This window comes from Nonomuraea insulae (assembly GCF_042656245.1).
In genome coordinates this window covers 1-14980 of sequence record NZ_JBHSPA010000121.1, presented here as the reverse complement: position 1 = coordinate 14980, position 14980 = coordinate 1, and the positions used below count along the sequence as shown (strand labels likewise).

General features: G+C 70.3%; 14 protein-coding genes. 3 read left to right on the top strand and 11 right to left on the bottom strand.

The genetic code is table 11. From position 1 onward, the window contains the following. The first annotated feature begins 223 nt into the window (after nt 1-223). Both ACFPZ3_RS66740 and ACFPZ3_RS66735 read left to right on the top strand, forming a co-directional pair. On the top strand, nt 224-1597 hold the full coding sequence (locus tag ACFPZ3_RS66740; protein ID WP_379524715.1) for an AbfB domain-containing protein: 1374 nt from the start codon (nt 224-226) through the stop codon (nt 1595-1597). A gap of 10 nt (nt 1598-1607) precedes the next feature. Beyond that, nucleotides 1608-3032, top strand: a complete 1425-nt coding sequence (locus tag ACFPZ3_RS66735; protein ID WP_379524714.1) for an RICIN domain-containing protein — start codon at nt 1608-1610, stop codon at nt 3030-3032. Nucleotides 3033-3063: 31 nt separating this feature from the next. Here ACFPZ3_RS66735 and ACFPZ3_RS66730 read toward each other — a convergent pair whose 3' ends face one another. The 4 genes from ACFPZ3_RS66730 to ACFPZ3_RS66715 all read right to left on the bottom strand — a co-directional run bounded on the left by ACFPZ3_RS66730 (nt 3064) and on the right by ACFPZ3_RS66715 (nt 8029). Further along, the gene (locus ACFPZ3_RS66730) at nt 3064-4062 is read right to left on the bottom strand and encodes a LacI family DNA-binding transcriptional regulator (protein ID WP_379524713.1); all 999 of its coding nucleotides are present in this window, start codon (nt 4060-4062) and stop codon (nt 3064-3066) included. After that, nucleotides 4059-5588 carry an alpha-N-arabinofuranosidase gene (locus ACFPZ3_RS66725; RefSeq protein ID WP_379524712.1) on the bottom strand — a complete coding sequence of 510 codons (1530 nt, stop codon included), beginning with the start codon at nt 5586-5588 and terminating at the stop codon, nt 4059-4061. Before ACFPZ3_RS66725 ends, ACFPZ3_RS66730 begins: the two co-directional genes overlap by 4 nt. 79 nt (nt 5589-5667) lie before the next feature. Next, nucleotides 5668-6402 carry a TetR/AcrR family transcriptional regulator gene (locus ACFPZ3_RS66720; RefSeq protein WP_379524711.1) on the bottom strand — a complete coding sequence of 245 codons (735 nt, stop codon included), beginning with the start codon at nt 6400-6402 and terminating at the stop codon, nt 5668-5670. Between the two features lie 118 nt (nt 6403-6520). Continuing rightward, the gene (locus tag ACFPZ3_RS66715) at nt 6521-8029 is read right to left on the bottom strand and encodes an FAD-dependent monooxygenase (RefSeq protein WP_379524710.1); all 1509 of its coding nucleotides are present in this window, start codon (nt 8027-8029) and stop codon (nt 6521-6523) included. A gap of 46 nt (nt 8030-8075) precedes the next feature. Here ACFPZ3_RS66715 and ACFPZ3_RS66710 point away from each other — a divergent pair, with 46 nt between their 5' ends. Next, entirely contained in the window at nt 8076-8687 is a 612-nt protein-coding gene (locus tag ACFPZ3_RS66710; protein ID WP_379524709.1) for a TetR/AcrR family transcriptional regulator, read from the top strand. Between the two features lie 12 nt (nt 8688-8699). On the opposite strand, the gene ACFPZ3_RS66705 is transcribed toward ACFPZ3_RS66710, so the two are convergent. From ACFPZ3_RS66705 to ACFPZ3_RS66675, 7 genes are all read right to left on the bottom strand, one after another. Continuing rightward, nucleotides 8700-9386 carry an ABC transporter permease gene (locus tag ACFPZ3_RS66705; protein ID WP_379524708.1) on the bottom strand — a complete coding sequence of 229 codons (687 nt, stop codon included), beginning with the start codon at nt 9384-9386 and terminating at the stop codon, nt 8700-8702. Beyond that, entirely contained in the window at nt 9386-10162 is a 777-nt protein-coding gene (locus ACFPZ3_RS66700) for an ABC transporter permease (RefSeq protein WP_379524707.1), read from the bottom strand. Before ACFPZ3_RS66700 ends, ACFPZ3_RS66705 begins: the two co-directional genes overlap by 1 nt. A 2-nt stretch (nt 10163-10164) precedes the next feature. Beyond that, nucleotides 10165-10869 (bottom strand): ABC transporter ATP-binding protein, encoded by a 705-nt coding sequence (locus ACFPZ3_RS66695; protein WP_379524706.1) that lies wholly within the window; start codon nt 10867-10869, stop codon nt 10165-10167. A 57-nt stretch (nt 10870-10926) separates the two neighbouring features. After that, entirely contained in the window at nt 10927-11598 is a 672-nt protein-coding gene (locus ACFPZ3_RS66690) for a response regulator transcription factor (protein ID WP_379524705.1), read from the bottom strand. Next, nucleotides 11591-12778, bottom strand: a complete 1188-nt coding sequence (locus ACFPZ3_RS66685) for a sensor histidine kinase (RefSeq protein ID WP_379524704.1) — start codon at nt 12776-12778, stop codon at nt 11591-11593. The genes ACFPZ3_RS66690 and ACFPZ3_RS66685 overlap by 8 nt, the downstream gene beginning before the upstream one ends. 164 nt (nt 12779-12942) lie before the next feature. Next, nucleotides 12943-13560, bottom strand: coding sequence for a hypothetical protein (locus ACFPZ3_RS66680; RefSeq protein ID WP_379524703.1), 618 nt, complete (start codon nt 13558-13560; stop codon nt 12943-12945). Nucleotides 13561-13744: 184 nt separating this feature from the next. Next, the coding region (locus ACFPZ3_RS66675) for a cellulose-binding protein (protein ID WP_379524702.1) at nt 13745-14980 on the bottom strand (1236 nt) is incomplete at its 5' end.

The window sequence follows — 14980 nt, the reverse complement described above, 5'->3', positions numbered from 1 at the left end:
GATCTCGAAGTCCATCGCATCCCCCGAACTGGGGTGTTGCAACGAACCCTAGAACCCAAGTCGCGCGGCGGGCCTTTCGCACGTGTGTGCAGTTTTACCACAAGCCTCTTGACATTGTCAGTGCGAACGTTTTCACTCGGCTGCAACACCTCCGTAATCGTGTATGCGACCTGACTCACGCAACCCCAGAATGTTAACGCTAACATCCCAGAAGGGTGCTGTCGTGTCACTGCGTAGAACGACGTTCGCGTTCGTCGCGTTATTGACGGCCGCGCTGTCCTGCCTGGTCAATGTCCCGGCCGCGCACGCGGCCACGTACTCGGCGTATGTGATGGGCTATTTCAAGGAGTCGCCGAACCAGTCGGGCGACAGCTACGCCCTGCACCTGGCCGTCAGCTCCGACGGCCTGAGCTGGACGCCGCTGAACCAGAACAACCCGGTCGCCACCCCGACCGCCGGCATGCAGGGCCTGCGTGACCCCTACATCCTGCGCAAGCAGGACGGCACCTTCGTGGTCCTGGCCACCGACCTCAAAGGCCGCGTGTTCAACCTGAACAACCAGTACATCCACGTGTGGGACTCGGCGAATCTCACCGGCTTCAGCAATTACCGCCGGGTGCGCCTGCACGGCATGAACACGCACTCGTGGGCGCCGGAGGCGTTCTGGGTGCCGTCCCGCAACCAGTACGCGGTCATCTATTCGGCGAACAACGGCACCCGCGACGTGTTCATGGTGAATTACACGACGGACTTCATCAATATGGGCGCCGCCCAGGTGTTCTTCGACCCGGGATTCAACGTGCTCGACGGCGACGTGCTGGTGGACGGCAACAATTTCTACCTGTCGTACAAGAACCTGTCGAACGGCAACCTCTACGTGGCCCGCTCCACCACGGGCGCGCCGAACAGCTTCACCACGCTGACCAGCGGGCTGCGGCAGGGTGACGGGATCGAGGCGCCGATCCTGGTCAAGTCGAACACGAGCACCTCGTTCTGGTTGTGGGGCGACTCCTACGCGCCGGCCAACGCGGTCTTCTACTCCTGGCAGTCGTCGAACATCAACGGCAACGCCTGGTCGGCGCTGAACCAGCGGACCTACACGGCGCCGATCAACTCCAAGCACGCCACGATCTCCCCGATCACCGAGGCCGAGCGGGCCGCGCTGGTCAGCCGCTGGGGCGCGCCGCAGTGGAACCGGCTCAAGTCCTACAACCTGCCCGGCCGGTACGTGCGGCACGCGGACAACCTCGGGCGGATCGACCCGTTCCCGATGGACCCGACGGCCGACCAGCAGTGGCGCCTGGTGCCCGGGCTGGCCGACTCGGCCGGGGTGTCGTTCGAGTCGGTGAACTACCCGGGCCGTTACCTGCGGCACTCGAACTACGCGATCCGGCTCGACCCGAACGACGGCACCGCGGCGTTCCGGGCCGACGCGACCTTCTCCCGCACGGCGGGTCTGGCCGACGGCGCGTGGGCGTCGTTCCGCTCCTACAACTACCCGGACCGCTACCTGCGCCACTCCAGCTACCTGCTCAGGATCGACCCGATCACCGACGCGCAGGGCAGGCAGGACGCCACCTTCCAGGTCACGTACTAGGAGATCGATCATGAAAACGAGAATCGGCGCCCTCCTGGCCGCCGTCGCGGTGATCTTATGCAGCGTGTACGGCACCACCCCCGCCCTCGCCGCGACCAACGACTTCCGCGGCGTCAACTGGGCCGACGAACGTGACAACTTCGTCGACGGCGTGCTGGTCCTGGGCGGCCTGAGCACCTCCGACAGCTACGCGACCACGCAGGCCAAGGCGGATCGCGTCCTGTCGGGCTTCCAGACCAACCTCGGCGCCAACACCGTCCGCTTCCCCGTCAACTACGCCACCGTGTCGGGCTCGTACTGGAACTCCTACACCGGCGCCATCGACACGGCGGTCAGCAAGGGCATGAAGGTCGTCCTGAGCTACTGGGAGGGCGCCGGCTCACGCAACGGCACGGTGGACAACCTCAGCCAGTTCTGGTCGATGTGGCAGAGCATCGTCGCCAAGTACGGCGGCACGAGCCTGGTCTACTTCGAGCCGATGAACGAGCCGTACGCCTACAGCGACGCCGACTGGAAGAACCTGGCCGCCCAATGGCTGGCCAACTACTCCGGCGTGCCACGGGGCCGGGTCATCATCAGCGGCGCCGGCTACAACCAGCGGCTCATCACGATCGGCAGCGACAGCCGCTTCGACGGCACCCTGATCTCCCGTCACATCTACCAGTTCTTCGACACGAGCCGGACCACCGAGGAGGCGTGGCGGGAGTCGATCCGCACCAGCGTCGGCGGTTACGCGGCGCGCGTCGTCATCACCGAGTGGGGCGCGCCCATGACCGACGGGCGCAACTACAACGCCGCCGCGAACGGCGACAGCTTCGTCGCGTTCATCCGCGGCGTGGCGGCCGAGGCCCGCGCGCTGCAACTCGGCACCGTCTACTGGCCGGGCGTGCGGCCCAACGACCCCTACCGCCTGCAGACCATCAACGGCACCGGCACCGGCCTCTCGCTCTCCACCACGAACGCCTCCGGCCGCGACCAGCTCCGCTACTCGTGGGGCCTGGACAGCGGGACGACTCCCACCTACTACCGCCTCACCGCCCGTCACAGCGGAAAGGTGATGGACGTCGTCAGCGCCTCGACGGCCGACAGCGCCGAGGTGAAGCAGTACACGTGGAACGGCGGCGGCAACCAGAAGTGGCGGTTCGAGGACGCCGGCGGCGGCTACTACCGGCTGGTCAACCAGAACAGCGGCAAGTGCCTCGACGTCGCGAGCGCCTCCACGGCCGACGGGGGGAACGTCATCCAGTACTCCTGCGGCACCGGCACCAACCAGCAGTGGCAGTGGACCGCCACCGGGAGCTACTTCCAGCTGAGGGCCCGCCACAGCGGCAAGTGCCTCGACGTCGTGAGCGCGTCCACGGCCGACGGCGCCGACATCCACCAGTACACGTGCGGGAGCGGCACCAACCAGCAGTGGTCGCGCACCGTGTCCTGATCAGCCCGTGTCTGATCAGCGCGAGTCCTGATCAGCGGGTCGACTCGCGGATCACCAGCTCGAAGGGAGCGACGTGCTGGTCGGTCGGGCCCAGGGGAGCCTGGATGCGCCCGACCACCAGCTCGACGGCCCTCGCGGCCATCCACGCGTGGTCCGGCGCCACCGTGGACAACGAGGGCACCATGTACTCCGCCTCCGGGACGTCGTCGAAACCGACCAGCCGCACGTCGTCGGGAACCCGGAGGCCACGGTCGGCCAGGCCCCGCAGGACCCCCTGGGCGACCGTGTCGGTCACCGCCACCACGCCGTCGAACGCGCGGCCGGAGTCGGCCAGGCGGTGGGCGGCCTCCCTGCCCGCCGCCATCGTCATCTCGCCGAGGTTGACGAGCAGCGCGGGGTCGGCTTCCAGCCCGTGCTCGCCGAGCGCGGTGAGGTAGCCGTGGTGGCGGCGCGTCACCACGTTCAGGCCCTGGCTGAAGCGGCCGGTGACGTTCGCGATCCGGCGGCAGCCTCGGGCGATCAGGTGCGCGGTCGCCGCCCGCGTACCGTCCTCGTTGGGCATGGCCACGTGGTCGAACCGGCCGCCGAAGTCCTGCTCGCCGAGCATCACGATGGGGTAGCCGGTCTCGGCCGGCGGCCGGGTGTCCGGGTGCAGTCCGACCGCGCTGAGGATCAGGCCGTCGAACTGCAGCGTGTGTGAATGGGCGATCGCGTCGATCTCTCCGTCCGCCGCCCCGCCGGTCTGCTCGATCGCGACGTGGAAGCCCTGCCGTCCCGCCTGGTCGATCACGTGCGCGGCGAGCAGCCCGAAGTAGGGGCGGTCGATCTCGGGCACGGCCAGGCCGATGACGCCGGTCCGCCCGGACCTGAGGGTCCGGGCGGAGACGTTGACGCGGTAGCCGGACCGCTCGATGGCCTCCAGCACGCGGCGGCGCACCTGGTCGCTGACCCCCGCCCGGTTGTTGACCACGTTGGAGACCGTCATCTTCGACACCCCGGCCAGCCGGGCCACGTCGCCCATGGTGATCATGCGAGGGCCGCCTCCACGGTGACGAAGGAGTGGGCGGGCAGGTGTACGCGCAGGCCGGAGGCGGTGGCCGTGACCTGGTCGTGGGCGCGCGGGGCGACCGCGTCGGGCGCGTCGGGGGTGTTGTGCGTCTGGAGCTCGCCGGCGGTGAGGATGCGGGCGCTGACGCCTGTCACGGCGCCGCCGCGCAGGTCCAGCTCGACGTCGGCGGCCTGGCCGGCGTCCAGGTTGGACAGCGACACGAGCACGCGGCCGTCCTTGCGGCTGGCCGACACCGACACCGTCGCGAGTTCCTTGGACTCGACCTCGCGGGTGGGCACGCCGGAGGGCAGGTCGACCCGCAGGGAGGCGGCGTCCTGGTGGCCCTTGTTCATCTCGAAGACGTGGTAGGTGGGGGTGAGGACGAGCGCGCCGGAGTCGGGGTCGGTGAGGATCATGGCCTGGAGCACGTTGACCGTCTGGGCGATGTTGGCCATGACGAGGCGGTCGGCGTGGCGGTGGAAGACGTCGAAGTGCAGGCTCGCGACGAGCGCGTCCCGGAGCGTGTTCTGCTGGTAGAGGAAGCCTGGGTTGGTGCCGGGCTCGACGTTCCACCAGGTGCCCCACTCGTCCAGCACCAGGCCGACGTTCTTGCCCGGGTCGTAGCAGTCCATCACGTTGGAGTGCCCGGTGAGGAGCTCGTCCACGCGGGCGGCCTGGAGCATGGTGCGGTAGTAGTCGTCGGTGCCGAACACCGTGGCGTCGCCCTTGTCCCGCCACGGGCCGGAGACGGTGTAGTAGTGCACCGACAGCGCCTGCATGTATCCGGTGGGCCGATACGCGCAGCCCAGCTCGCCGAGCTGCTTCATCAGCGTCTCGGTCCAGGCGAGGTCGAAGGAGTTGGCGCCGGCGGCGACGCGGTAGAGCTTGTTGTCGCCGTGGTCGCGGCAGTAGGTGCCGAAGCGGCGGGCCTCGGCGGCGTACTGCTGGGCGGTCATGTTGCCGCCGCAGCCCCACGCCTCGTTGCCCAGTCCCCAGAACGGCACCCGCCACGGCTCCTCGCGGCCGTTGGCCTTGCGCAGCCGCACCATCGGCGAGTCGCCCTCGCGGGTGAGGTACTCCACCCAGTCGCTCATCTCCCTGACCGTGCCCGAGCCGACGTTCCCGCTGACGTACGGATCCGCGCCGAGCAGCTCGCACAGGGCCATGAACTCGTGCGTGCCGAAGTGGTTGTTCTCCTCGACGTTGCCCCAGTGCGTGTTGACCATCGCCGGACGCTCGTCCTTGGGGCCGATGCCGTCCATCCAGTGGTACTCGTCGGCGAAACACCCACCCGGCCAGCGCAGGTTCGGGATGTCCAGCGCGCGCAGCGCCTCCACCACGTCGAGCCGGATCCCGCCCTCGTTCGGCAGGTCGCTGTCCTCGCCCACGTAGAAGCCGCCGTAGATGCACCGGCCCAGGTGCTCGGCGAAGTGCCCGTACAGGTGCCGGCTGATCACCGGCCCCTTGACGTCCAGGTTGATGATGGCAGGCACGACATTGTTGCTCATCTCGGGATCCCTCAGTCCGTGTATCGATAAAGCGGGGCAACTTTATCGATACACAGGCGCTTGTCAAGGTCGGCGCAGGTCAGGTCAGGTGGGTGGCGATGCCGTCGAGCACGTAGTCGAGGCCGCCGTCGAAGGTGATGTCCGTGCCGGGGTGGGTGGCGTCCTTGATGACCTTGACCAGCGTCGGGTAGCGGCCGGTGGCGAGCATGCGACTCAGGTAGGGGCCCGAGGCGGCCTGCACCTGCCGCTCGTCCATGCCGGTGGCGCGTTCCGCGCGTAGTGCGGTGATCTCGCCGCGGACCGCGCCGATGACGTAGGAGTTCACCGCGGTGACGGCCTGCATGACGGTGTCGATGTGGTCGAAGCCGGGTGTGCCGTCCAGGGCGGACAGTGACGCCTCGAGGTGGGCCAGCCCGTTGGGGCCGACGTGCAGCCGGCCGCCGAGCAGGTCGGCGAACCATTCGTGCCGGAGCGCCGCCTGCCTGGTGCGGTGCGCGAGCGTGCGCAGGGCCGTCCGCCAGTCCTGGCCGGCCGGCTCGGGCGAGACCATCTCGCCGTACACGGCGTCGGCCATCAGGTCGAGCAACTCGTCCTTGGTGGACAGGTAGCCGTACAGGCGCATCGGGCCGGCGTCGAGCGCGGCGGCGACCTTGCGCAGGGACACCGCCTCCAGCCCGTCGGCGTCGGCCAGGTCGATGGCGGCGCGGACGATGCTCTCCCTGCTCAGCGGGCTGGGCGCCGGACGACTCGGCGGCTCCGGCCGCTCCCAGACGAGCGGGGTCTCACCGCTGCCCGGCTCAGGTCGTGCCGCCATCGCGCCTCCTCGGCCTCCGAAACGCCGCCCCAAGAATACCGTCAGAGATACGGCGTATTGGGATATGCGGTGTATCGAGGAGTGTCGTAAGGCCCGCCTTCCGCGCCTGAGGCCGAGGTTACCGGCGGTCGGGCGGGAACCAGGTGTCCAGGGCACGCTCCGGTGACTCCCCACCCGAGGCGTCGGTCGCCCACGCCACGACGCCGTCCGGCCTGACCAGCAGCCCGCCGAGGTCCGGCCGGTCGGGGCAGGCGGCGGTGACCCGCCTGACCCGGCCGCCAGTCTCAGGGGCCGCCCCGAGGTCGAACAGCACCCCGCGCCCGTCGTGCAGATGGTCGGCCGGGCGGGAGCCGTCGGCGAACTCCAGCCCGGGGACGATCGTGCCCACCAGCGAATGATCGCCCGGCAGGTCGTAGCGCTGCCACACCCCGGAGATGCGTTTGACGAAGTACGTGGTGCCGGTGACCGTGTCGATCAGGTCGGAGACGATGCCGCGCATGGCCAGGGCACGCGGCTCGGGGCGCATCAGCAGGACCTGCGCGCGCGTCCAGTCGAGCACCCACGCGCCGATGGGGTGACGCTCGGCGGTGTAGGTGTCGAGCAGCGCCTCGCCGGCCCGCCCCTGGGCGACCGCGGCGAGCTTCCAGCCGAGGTTCACCGCGTCGCCGATGCCGAGGTTGAGCCCCTGGCCGCCGAAGGGGGAGTGCACGTGGGCGGCGTCGCCGGCGAGGAGCACCCGGCCCAGCCGGTACGTGGTGGCCTGGCGGGCGTTGTCGGTGAACCGGGTGGCCGAACGGACGCCGGTGACCTTGACGTCGGCCCCCGAGACGTTGCGCAGGCTGGCCTGGAGCTCCTCGGCCGTGATAGGTGTGTCCCGGTCCACGGGCGGGCCGTCGTACTCGACCGTCAGGATGCGGCCGGGGATCGGGCCGTGCACGTAAACGCCGGTGCCGGTGCGGTTCCAGCCGGGCGAGAGCTGCTCGTGCCCTTCCATCTCGACGATGGCCTGGTGGCCGGTGATCTCCGGCGGGGTGCCGGGGAAGTCGAATCCGGCCTCGCGCCGTACGAGACTGCGCCCGCCGTCGCAGCCCACGAGCCACCCGCACCGGTACGCATGCTCGCCCGCCCGCACGGTGACCCCGTCCGCGTGAGACTCGATGCCGGTCACCTCCACGCCACGAAGGATCTTCCCGCCCAGCGCGGTCACGCGCTCCTCCAGCAGCACCTCGATGTCCTGCTGCCGCACGCCGCTCACCAGGGACGCGGAGCCGCGCGCGGTGAGGTCGGGGTCGTTCTCGTCCACCCGGTCGCCCAGGAGCCAGATGCCGGCGAAATGCCCGGCGAACTTGACCGGGGGCGGCGGCGGGCCGGCGGACTCGCCGAACCTCTCGCGGACGAACTTGAGGTATTCCGCCCGGTTGCGTTCCTCCGCGGCCTTGAGCGCCGGTGTCAGCCCGCGGCGGTCGAGTGCCTCGGCCGTCGGCACGTTGATCGCACCGGCCTTGATCGTCTCGTCCACCTCGGTGAGCCGTTCGAGCACGGCGACGGAGACGCCGTGCAGGCCGAGCTCGTGAGCGAGCATCAGCCCGACGGGGCCGCCACCGGCGATGATCACGTCGTAGTCCATAGCTTCACTTTACTCGACTAAATCTTTAGTGCGATAAAGTTTTCTTGTGGACTCCTCATCGCGGCGCGAACGCAAGAAGGCCGAGACCCGCCAGCGCATCTCCGACGTCGGGACCATGTTGTTCATGGAGCGCGGCTTCGACGACGTGACGATCGGCGACATCGCCGAGGCGGCCGACGTCTCCAAGGTCACGGTGTTCAACCACTTCCCCCGCAAGGAGGACATCTTCTTCGACCGGGAGCCCGAGGCGGCCGACCTGCTGAGCACGACCGTCCGCGAGCGCCCGCACGGGACCTCCGTGCTCGCCGCCGTGCACGCGATGCTCCTCCGGCAGATCGCGCAGGGCCATCCGCTGGGCGGGATGGAAGACCGGTTCACGACGTTCTGGCGGGTGATCCTCGCCTCCCCGGTCCTGCGGGCCCGGGCCAGGGAGGCAGGCGAGGAGTTGGAGGGGCTGCTGACCACCCTGATCGCCGAGTCGGACGACGACCCCGACCCCCGGCTGAGCGCGGCCCTCATCGTGGCCGGCTTCCGCGCCGTCTTCCAGCAGATCGCCACCCGCCTGCTGGCCGGGGAACGAGCCGACGATCTCCGGGAGGAGTACGTCGCGCGCGTCAACCACACGTTCGAGGCCCTGGACCGCGCCCTGCGCCGCTGACCCGGGCACCCCTCAGGCGTCTCTTCTCGTGAACGAGAGGATCGCGGCGGCGAGGGCGACCGCGAGCCAGGCGGCCAGGACCAGCGCCCCTACCTGCGGGGTCAGGCCGGGCCCCGGCTGGTACATGCGCGCGCCCGCCGAACCGGGGAGATAGTCGGCGACGGCGTTCGCGAGGACGGGTGGGAGCACGAGGACGAGTCCGAGCGTGGTGGCGAGTGCGGCGATGGCGTCCCTGGTGAGCGTGGCCACGGCCAGGGCGAGCAGGCCGATCAGGACGAGGTAGGCGGCCGCGCGCGGGAGCGCGGCGCCGTCGCCGCCCATCGGCAGGCCGGTGAGCAGCGCCCCGGCGAGCGCGGCGGAGAGGGCGAGCAGGGCGGTGACGGCCGCGGCGACGAGGTAGGCGACGATCTTGCCGGCGATGAGCAGCGACCGGACGGGGACCGCGGTGAGGCTGGTACGGGCCTGGGTGCCGGCGTACTCGGAGGCGATGGCGAGCACGCCGAGGACAATGAGACCGGTCTGGGTGTAGCCGGCGGTGCGCAGGGCCGCCTCGGTCGCGGTCAGGGGCTGACCGGAAGGGGCCGCGGCGAGGGCGGCGCCGAGCGCCGCGGCGGCCAGGACGGTGACGCCGACGGTGACGAGGACGGCGGGCAGGGTCCTGAGTTTGGCCAGCTCCGCCGCGATCGTGTTCCAGGCCATCACGCGTCCCTGCGGGCGAACACGACGGCCGCGACCGCGAGGAGTGCGAGGGCCCAGGCGGTCATGACGAAGGCCGCGATGCGGGGATCGACCATGTCCTCGGCGGGATAGCCCGTGGCGAACATCTGGGCCCCGGCGACGTCGGGGAGGTATCTGGCCAGGGGAGTGAGACGGGTGAGGAGGAACGTGACGGACACGAACGTCGTGTTGGCGATGAACGCGACCATCGGCACGATGCCGTTGCGGGTCATGACGGTGACGGAGAACGCGATCAGCGCCATGAGCACCCAGTAGGCCACGGCGCCGGCGGGACGCCAGCCGAGGGCGTGGATGAGCTGGCCCGGCGGGCTGGCGTGGTCACCGAGGATGACCTGCGTCATCAGGATCCCCGCGCCGATGGTGACGACGGCGGTGAGGCCGCTGAGGAGGATGAGCACGATCGCCTTGGCGGCCAGCAGTCGCGTGCGGCGCGGGGTGGCGACGAGCGTGGCGGGGATCTGGCGGCCGCCGCCGGCGTCCTTGCTGGTGGAGGTGTACTCGCTGCTCATGATCACGATGCCCAGCACGATCACGCTGACGACGCCGGGAGCGGTGAGGTTGAGCGCCAGGTCGTCGGGGGAGTAGGAGGTCGGCTTGCCGGCGGCGAGCTTGCCGGCCTGACCGGCGGCGGACGTGGCGACGATGGCGAGCGTGAACGCGGTGCCGAGGATGAGGGCGACGTGGGCCGAGGGGAGGGTGAAGGTCTTCCTGAGCTCGGCGGTGATGGTGTTGAGCATGGTCAGGGCCGGCTTCCGGAGGTGAGGGCGAAGAAGGCCTCTTCGAGTGAGGGGTGTCCGGCGGTGACCTCGGTCAGGGGGCCGGTGGTGATGACGCGGCCGGCGCTGATGATGACGAGGTCGTCGGCGGTCTCCGCCATTTCGCTCATGAGGTGGCTGGAGAGCAGCACGATGTGGCCGTCTTCCGCGTAGTCCCTGAGCAGGTGACGGATCCAGCGGATTCCGTCGGGATCGAGGCCGTTGACCGGTTCGTCGAGGATGAGCACGTCCGGCCGGCCGAGGAGAGCGGTGGCGATGCCGAGGCGTTGCCCCATGCCGAGGGAGTAGGCGCCGACGCGTTTGCGGGCGGCGCCGGCGAGCCCGGTCTCCTCGAGGACCTCGTTGACGCGGCTGGGCGGGATGCCGTTGCTGCGGGCGACCCAGGACAGGTGGGCGCGCGCCGTGCGGGAGCGGTGGGCTCCGCTGCCTTCGAGCAGGGAGCCGACGGTGCGCAGCGGGTTGCGCAGCTTCCGGTACGGTCTGCCGCTGACGAGCGCGGTGCCGGCGTCGGCCCGGTCGAGGCCGAGCAGGATGCGGAGCGTGGAGGACTTTCCCGCGCCGTTGGGGCCCAGGAAGCCGGTGACGCGGCCTGGCGCGACGGAGAACGTGACGTCCTGGATGGCCGGCCTGCCGCCATGGGATTTGGTGAGGCCGCTGATCTCGATCATGGTCTTCAGCGTTCCAGGGGGAGTCCGGAGACCGCATCGGCCAAAGGTTGACAGCCGCTACCCGCCGGCCCGCCGCAACTCCTCGACGAAGCCGCTCTCATAGGCCAGGATGACGAGCTGCGTGCGGTCCCGTACGCCGAGCTTGAGGAACAACCTGCTCAGATACGTCTTGACGGTGGCGCGACTGAGGAACAGCGCCGCCGCGATCTCGTCGTTGGACAGCCCGCCCACGATCGCCGCCACCACGTCCCGCTCCCGCTCGGTCAGCCCCGCCAGGCGTTCCGGCCGGGTGTCGGGCCGCCGGGCGGCCATGCCGGCGATCATGCGCTTGGTGACCTCGGGCGCGAGCATGGCGTTGCCCTGGTGCGCGACGCGGACGGCACGCAGGATCTCCTCGGTGCCGGCGTTCTTCAGCAGGAAACCGGTGGCGCCGGAGCGCAGGGCCTCGTAGACGTACTCGTCGAGGTCGAACGTGGTGAGGATGACGACCTTGGTGCGGGGGTGGGCGGCGCAGATGGCGTGGGTGGCCTCAAGGCCGTCCATGACGGGCATGCGGATGTCCATCAGCACGACGTCCGGCTCCACCCGGTGGGCCGCCGCCACCGCCTCCCGCCCGTCCCGGGCCGCACCCACGGCGAGCAGGCCGGGCTCGGCGGCGATGAGGTCCAGCAGAGAGGCGCGCAGGAGGCCCTGGTCCTCGGCCACCAGCACCTTGATCGGGTCAGGCACGTGCCACCTCCGGGACGGGGACGACCGCGCGCACCTCGAAGCCCCCTCCCGAACGAGGCCCCGCGCTGAAGGCTCCGCCGAGCATCTCGACGCGCTCCCGCAGCCCCACCAGCCCGAACCCGGGCCCGGCGGACGCGCGGCCGGAGCCGGGGCCGTCGTCGGTCACCGTGCGGCCGTCGTTGGGGCCGTCGTCGTTCGGCGTGCGGGCGGGGCCGGGGCCGTCGTCGGTGACCGTGACGCTGAGCTCGCCGGGCGTGCCGCTCACCGTGACGGCACAGCGCGCGCCGGGGGCGTGGCGGGCCGCGTTCGTCAGCCCTTCCTGGACGATCCGGTACGCGGCCAGCCCGATCCCCGCCGGCAGCCCCTCAGCGCCCGTCGTCGTGAGGCTCACCCTCACCCCGCTCGCACGTAAGCGCTCGACGAGGGCGGCCAGGTCGCCGATGCCCGGCTGCGGATGGCGCTCGGCCCTCTCGCCGCTCTCCCGCACGGCGACCAGCGTGGTGCGCAGTTCGTCCAAGGCGTGCCTGCTCACGGTCTCTATCCTGCCGAGCCGGTCACGCATCCGTACGGAGTCGTCGTCGCGCGCCGCGACACCGGCCGTCACGGCGATCGTGCCGAGCGAGTGGGACACGACGTCGTGGACCTCCCTGGCCACGCGCAGCCGCTCGGCCGTCACCGCGGACTGCCGCTCGGCGAGCATGGCGTGCTCGGCCTGGAGCGCGGCCCGCCGCGTCGTACCCCCGAGCACCCAGGCGGCGGCGAGCGCGAGCAGGCTCAGCATCGTGTACCGCACCGTGCTCTCGGCGTCGGCGGTCCCCAGGAACGCCACGCCCGCGATGGCGACCCCGGCCCCCACGCCGACGGCGTTGAGCGACCTGGTGGTGCCCCGGGTCAGGGCCACCCGGTACAACATCCACGCCGTCGCCACGAACGGATCGTGCGTCATGCCCAGCGCGGCCCCCGCCAGGGTGGCCCCGGCGACGACGGCGAACGCGGCCCGCGGCCATCGCGAGCGCGCCGCCATCCCGGCGACCAGCAGCACGATCGGGGCGGCCTGGAGCCAGGGGGCGCCACGGCCGTCGAAGGGCAACCAGAACACCAGGACGCACAGGAGCGCGGCGCCGGCGTCCCACCCGGCGGAGCGCGGATGACTGACGTCGAACCAGTGCCGCTGACTCATACGCCGAATCCTAAAAGCCGGATATGCGGGCGAACGCCGCCCAGGATCCACGGTCGCTCAGGATCCACGGTCGCTCAGGATCCACGGTCGCTCAGGATCCACGGTCGCTCAGGATCCACGGCCCGCGCCGGTGGCCCCCGTCACGGGGACCACCGGCGCGTGGGTCAGGCGTGCACGCTCATGCAGCCGATCCTGTTCCAGCCGCCGAAGCTCTCCCAGACCGCAACCAGCGACCATCCCTGGGCGACCCTGTCACGGTGCTGGTAGGCGCAGGCCGCGTGCAGGTCGAGGGGGATCGAGGTCCCCGTCCTGACGCAGGACCAGCCGGTCACGTTGCCGCCACCGTGCCGGGCGTCCGTGTAGCCGATCGACACGCAGAAGGACCTGAGGTCCATTCTGGGCAGGGCCTCGGACTGTCCCGCCGTGGCGTGGCACTTCCACTCGCCACCGCTGTTGCCGTTGGCCTGCGCCGTGACCGGGTAGCCCGCGGTGACGAGAGGGGCGAACTGGTAGCGGCAGGCGTCGATGACCGAGAGGTTGGCCTCCGTGTCGACGCCGGCGGGGCCGTGGATGTAGCAGCGCCAGTCCGCGATCCCGTTGGGGGCCTTGAGCCTGGCGCCGGTGTAGCCGAGCGACCTGCAGTAGCCGCTGAGGTCGACGCCGCCCAGATAGACGTCGGCCGATTGCGCTTTGAGAGGTGCGGCTGCGGCGGGTGAGACGCCGATACAGGTCATGCTCAGGCATGCCAGCAGCACGGTCAGGAGAAGATGACGCGGTCGCATACCGATCCCTTCGTCGGACGGTCAAGGACGCCGCGACCGGCCCGTGCCGCGACGCGCCAAGTATCGAATCCGCCTGGTGGGAAGGTCTTCGTGCCGGTGACACAACATCCGCGCGAACGGTTGCGCGTCCGGGTGAACAGCCGCCCGCCGGGCCCGGAGCCGGGCCCGGNNNGCGCGGTTCGCGCTACGGCGTGACCGGCGTGCCGCCGAAGGTCACGACGAGACGGCCGTCCGAGGCGTAGGACCAGTTCAGGGTGCCGGAGTAGGAGGAGCACCTGGACCCGTTCGAGCCGGTCCAGAACTGGTTGGAGCTGTCGGAGCTGCCGACGATCTTGTCGTTCGTCCCGCTGCCGCTGCGGCAGGACACGTTGTTGCGGAACACCGACGTGCCGCCGTCGAAGGAGAAGTTGCGTTCGGTGTTGTCGATGCCGACGTTGTCACTCATCGCTATCGTGCCGAGGTTGCGGTTGTAGGTGAACCCGTGCTTGCCGTTGTGGTAGGCGATGTTGCGGCGGATGACGTGGTTGACCGAGATGTCCTCGCCGCCGAGCTTGTAGCCGTTGCGGTCGCCGTTGCCGGCCTGGCTGCCGTCGGTGAGGGTGCCGTTGTTGTAGGACAGGGAGTCCTCGATGGTCACCGGGCCGATGGGGCCGGTGTCAGTCTTCGTGTAGAGGTCCCAGCCGTCGTCGATGTTGTTGCGGGACACCGCGTACCTGAAGACGTTGCCGGAGCCGACGGTGAGCTTCGCCGCGAAGCCGTCGGCGTCCTCGCCGTCGGAGTCGGCGTTGTCGTGCGACAAGGCGCTCAGGATGAGGTTGTTGGCCGGCCACTGGTCGCGGGGGGTGTCGGAGACGATCCGCGACAACTGTAGCCCTGTGTCACGGTTGAACCGCGTCACCGTGCGCTCGAAGATGTTGTTGCTGCCGCCGACGAAGATCCCGTTGTCGCCGGCCCGCTCGACGACGACGCCGTACACGTGCCAGTACGACCCGTTCACGGCGAGTCCACGGTTGGCCGGGTCCTCGCTCTGGGCGGAGAAGTTCAGCACCGGAGTCTCGCCCGGGTAGGCGGTCAGCTTCTTGCGGGCGCTGGAGGTGCCGTTGTTGCCCTGCGCGATGGTGACCGTCTGCGCGAAGTTGTACGTCCCGCCGCGCAGGTAGATCGTCCCGCCGGAGGCGACGCGGGTGATCGCCGAGGTGAGCGTGGTCGGGTCCGCCTGCGTGCCGGTCGCGCTGTCCTTGCCGCTCGGCGCGACGTACAGCGTGCCGCTCGACGGGGGCGGGGTGACCGTCGGGGTGATCGTCGGCGTGACGGTCGGGGTGACGGTGGGGTCGGGGGTGGAGCCGCCGGCGGGCTGTAACGTCCACTGCTTGGTGGCCACGGAGTCGCAGGAGTTCTGCTGGAGCAGGGCGCCGGAGGA

Bases quoted from the DNA above. Each gene is read 5' to 3' on its own strand.
- ACFPZ3_RS66730 (WP_379524713.1), bottom strand. From the start codon at position 4,062: ATGATCACCATGGGCGACGTGGCCCGGCTGGCCGGGGTGTCGAAGATG.
- ACFPZ3_RS66715 (WP_379524710.1), bottom strand. From the start codon at position 8,029: ATGGACTACGACGTGATCATCGCCGGTGGCGGCCCCGTCGGGCTGATG.
- ACFPZ3_RS66680 (WP_379524703.1), bottom strand. From the start codon at position 13,560: ATGCGACCGCGTCATCTTCTCCTGACCGTGCTGCTGGCATGCCTGAGC.
- ACFPZ3_RS66735 (WP_379524714.1), top strand. From the start codon at position 1,608: ATGAAAACGAGAATCGGCGCCCTCCTGGCCGCCGTCGCGGTGATCTTA.
- ACFPZ3_RS66685 (WP_379524704.1), bottom strand. From the start codon at position 12,778: ATGAGTCAGCGGCACTGGTTCGACGTCAGTCATCCGCGCTCCGCCGGG.
- ACFPZ3_RS66695 (WP_379524706.1), bottom strand. From the start codon at position 10,869: ATGATCGAGATCAGCGGCCTCACCAAATCCCATGGCGGCAGGCCGGCC.
- ACFPZ3_RS66700 (WP_379524707.1), bottom strand. From the start codon at position 10,162: ATGCTCAACACCATCACCGCCGAGCTCAGGAAGACCTTCACCCTCCCC.
- ACFPZ3_RS66705 (WP_379524708.1), bottom strand. From the start codon at position 9,386: ATGGCCTGGAACACGATCGCGGCGGAGCTGGCCAAACTCAGGACCCTG.
- ACFPZ3_RS66720 (WP_379524711.1), bottom strand. From the start codon at position 6,402: ATGGCGGCACGACCTGAGCCGGGCAGCGGTGAGACCCCGCTCGTCTGG.
- ACFPZ3_RS66725 (WP_379524712.1), bottom strand. From the start codon at position 5,588: ATGAGCAACAATGTCGTGCCTGCCATCATCAACCTGGACGTCAAGGGG.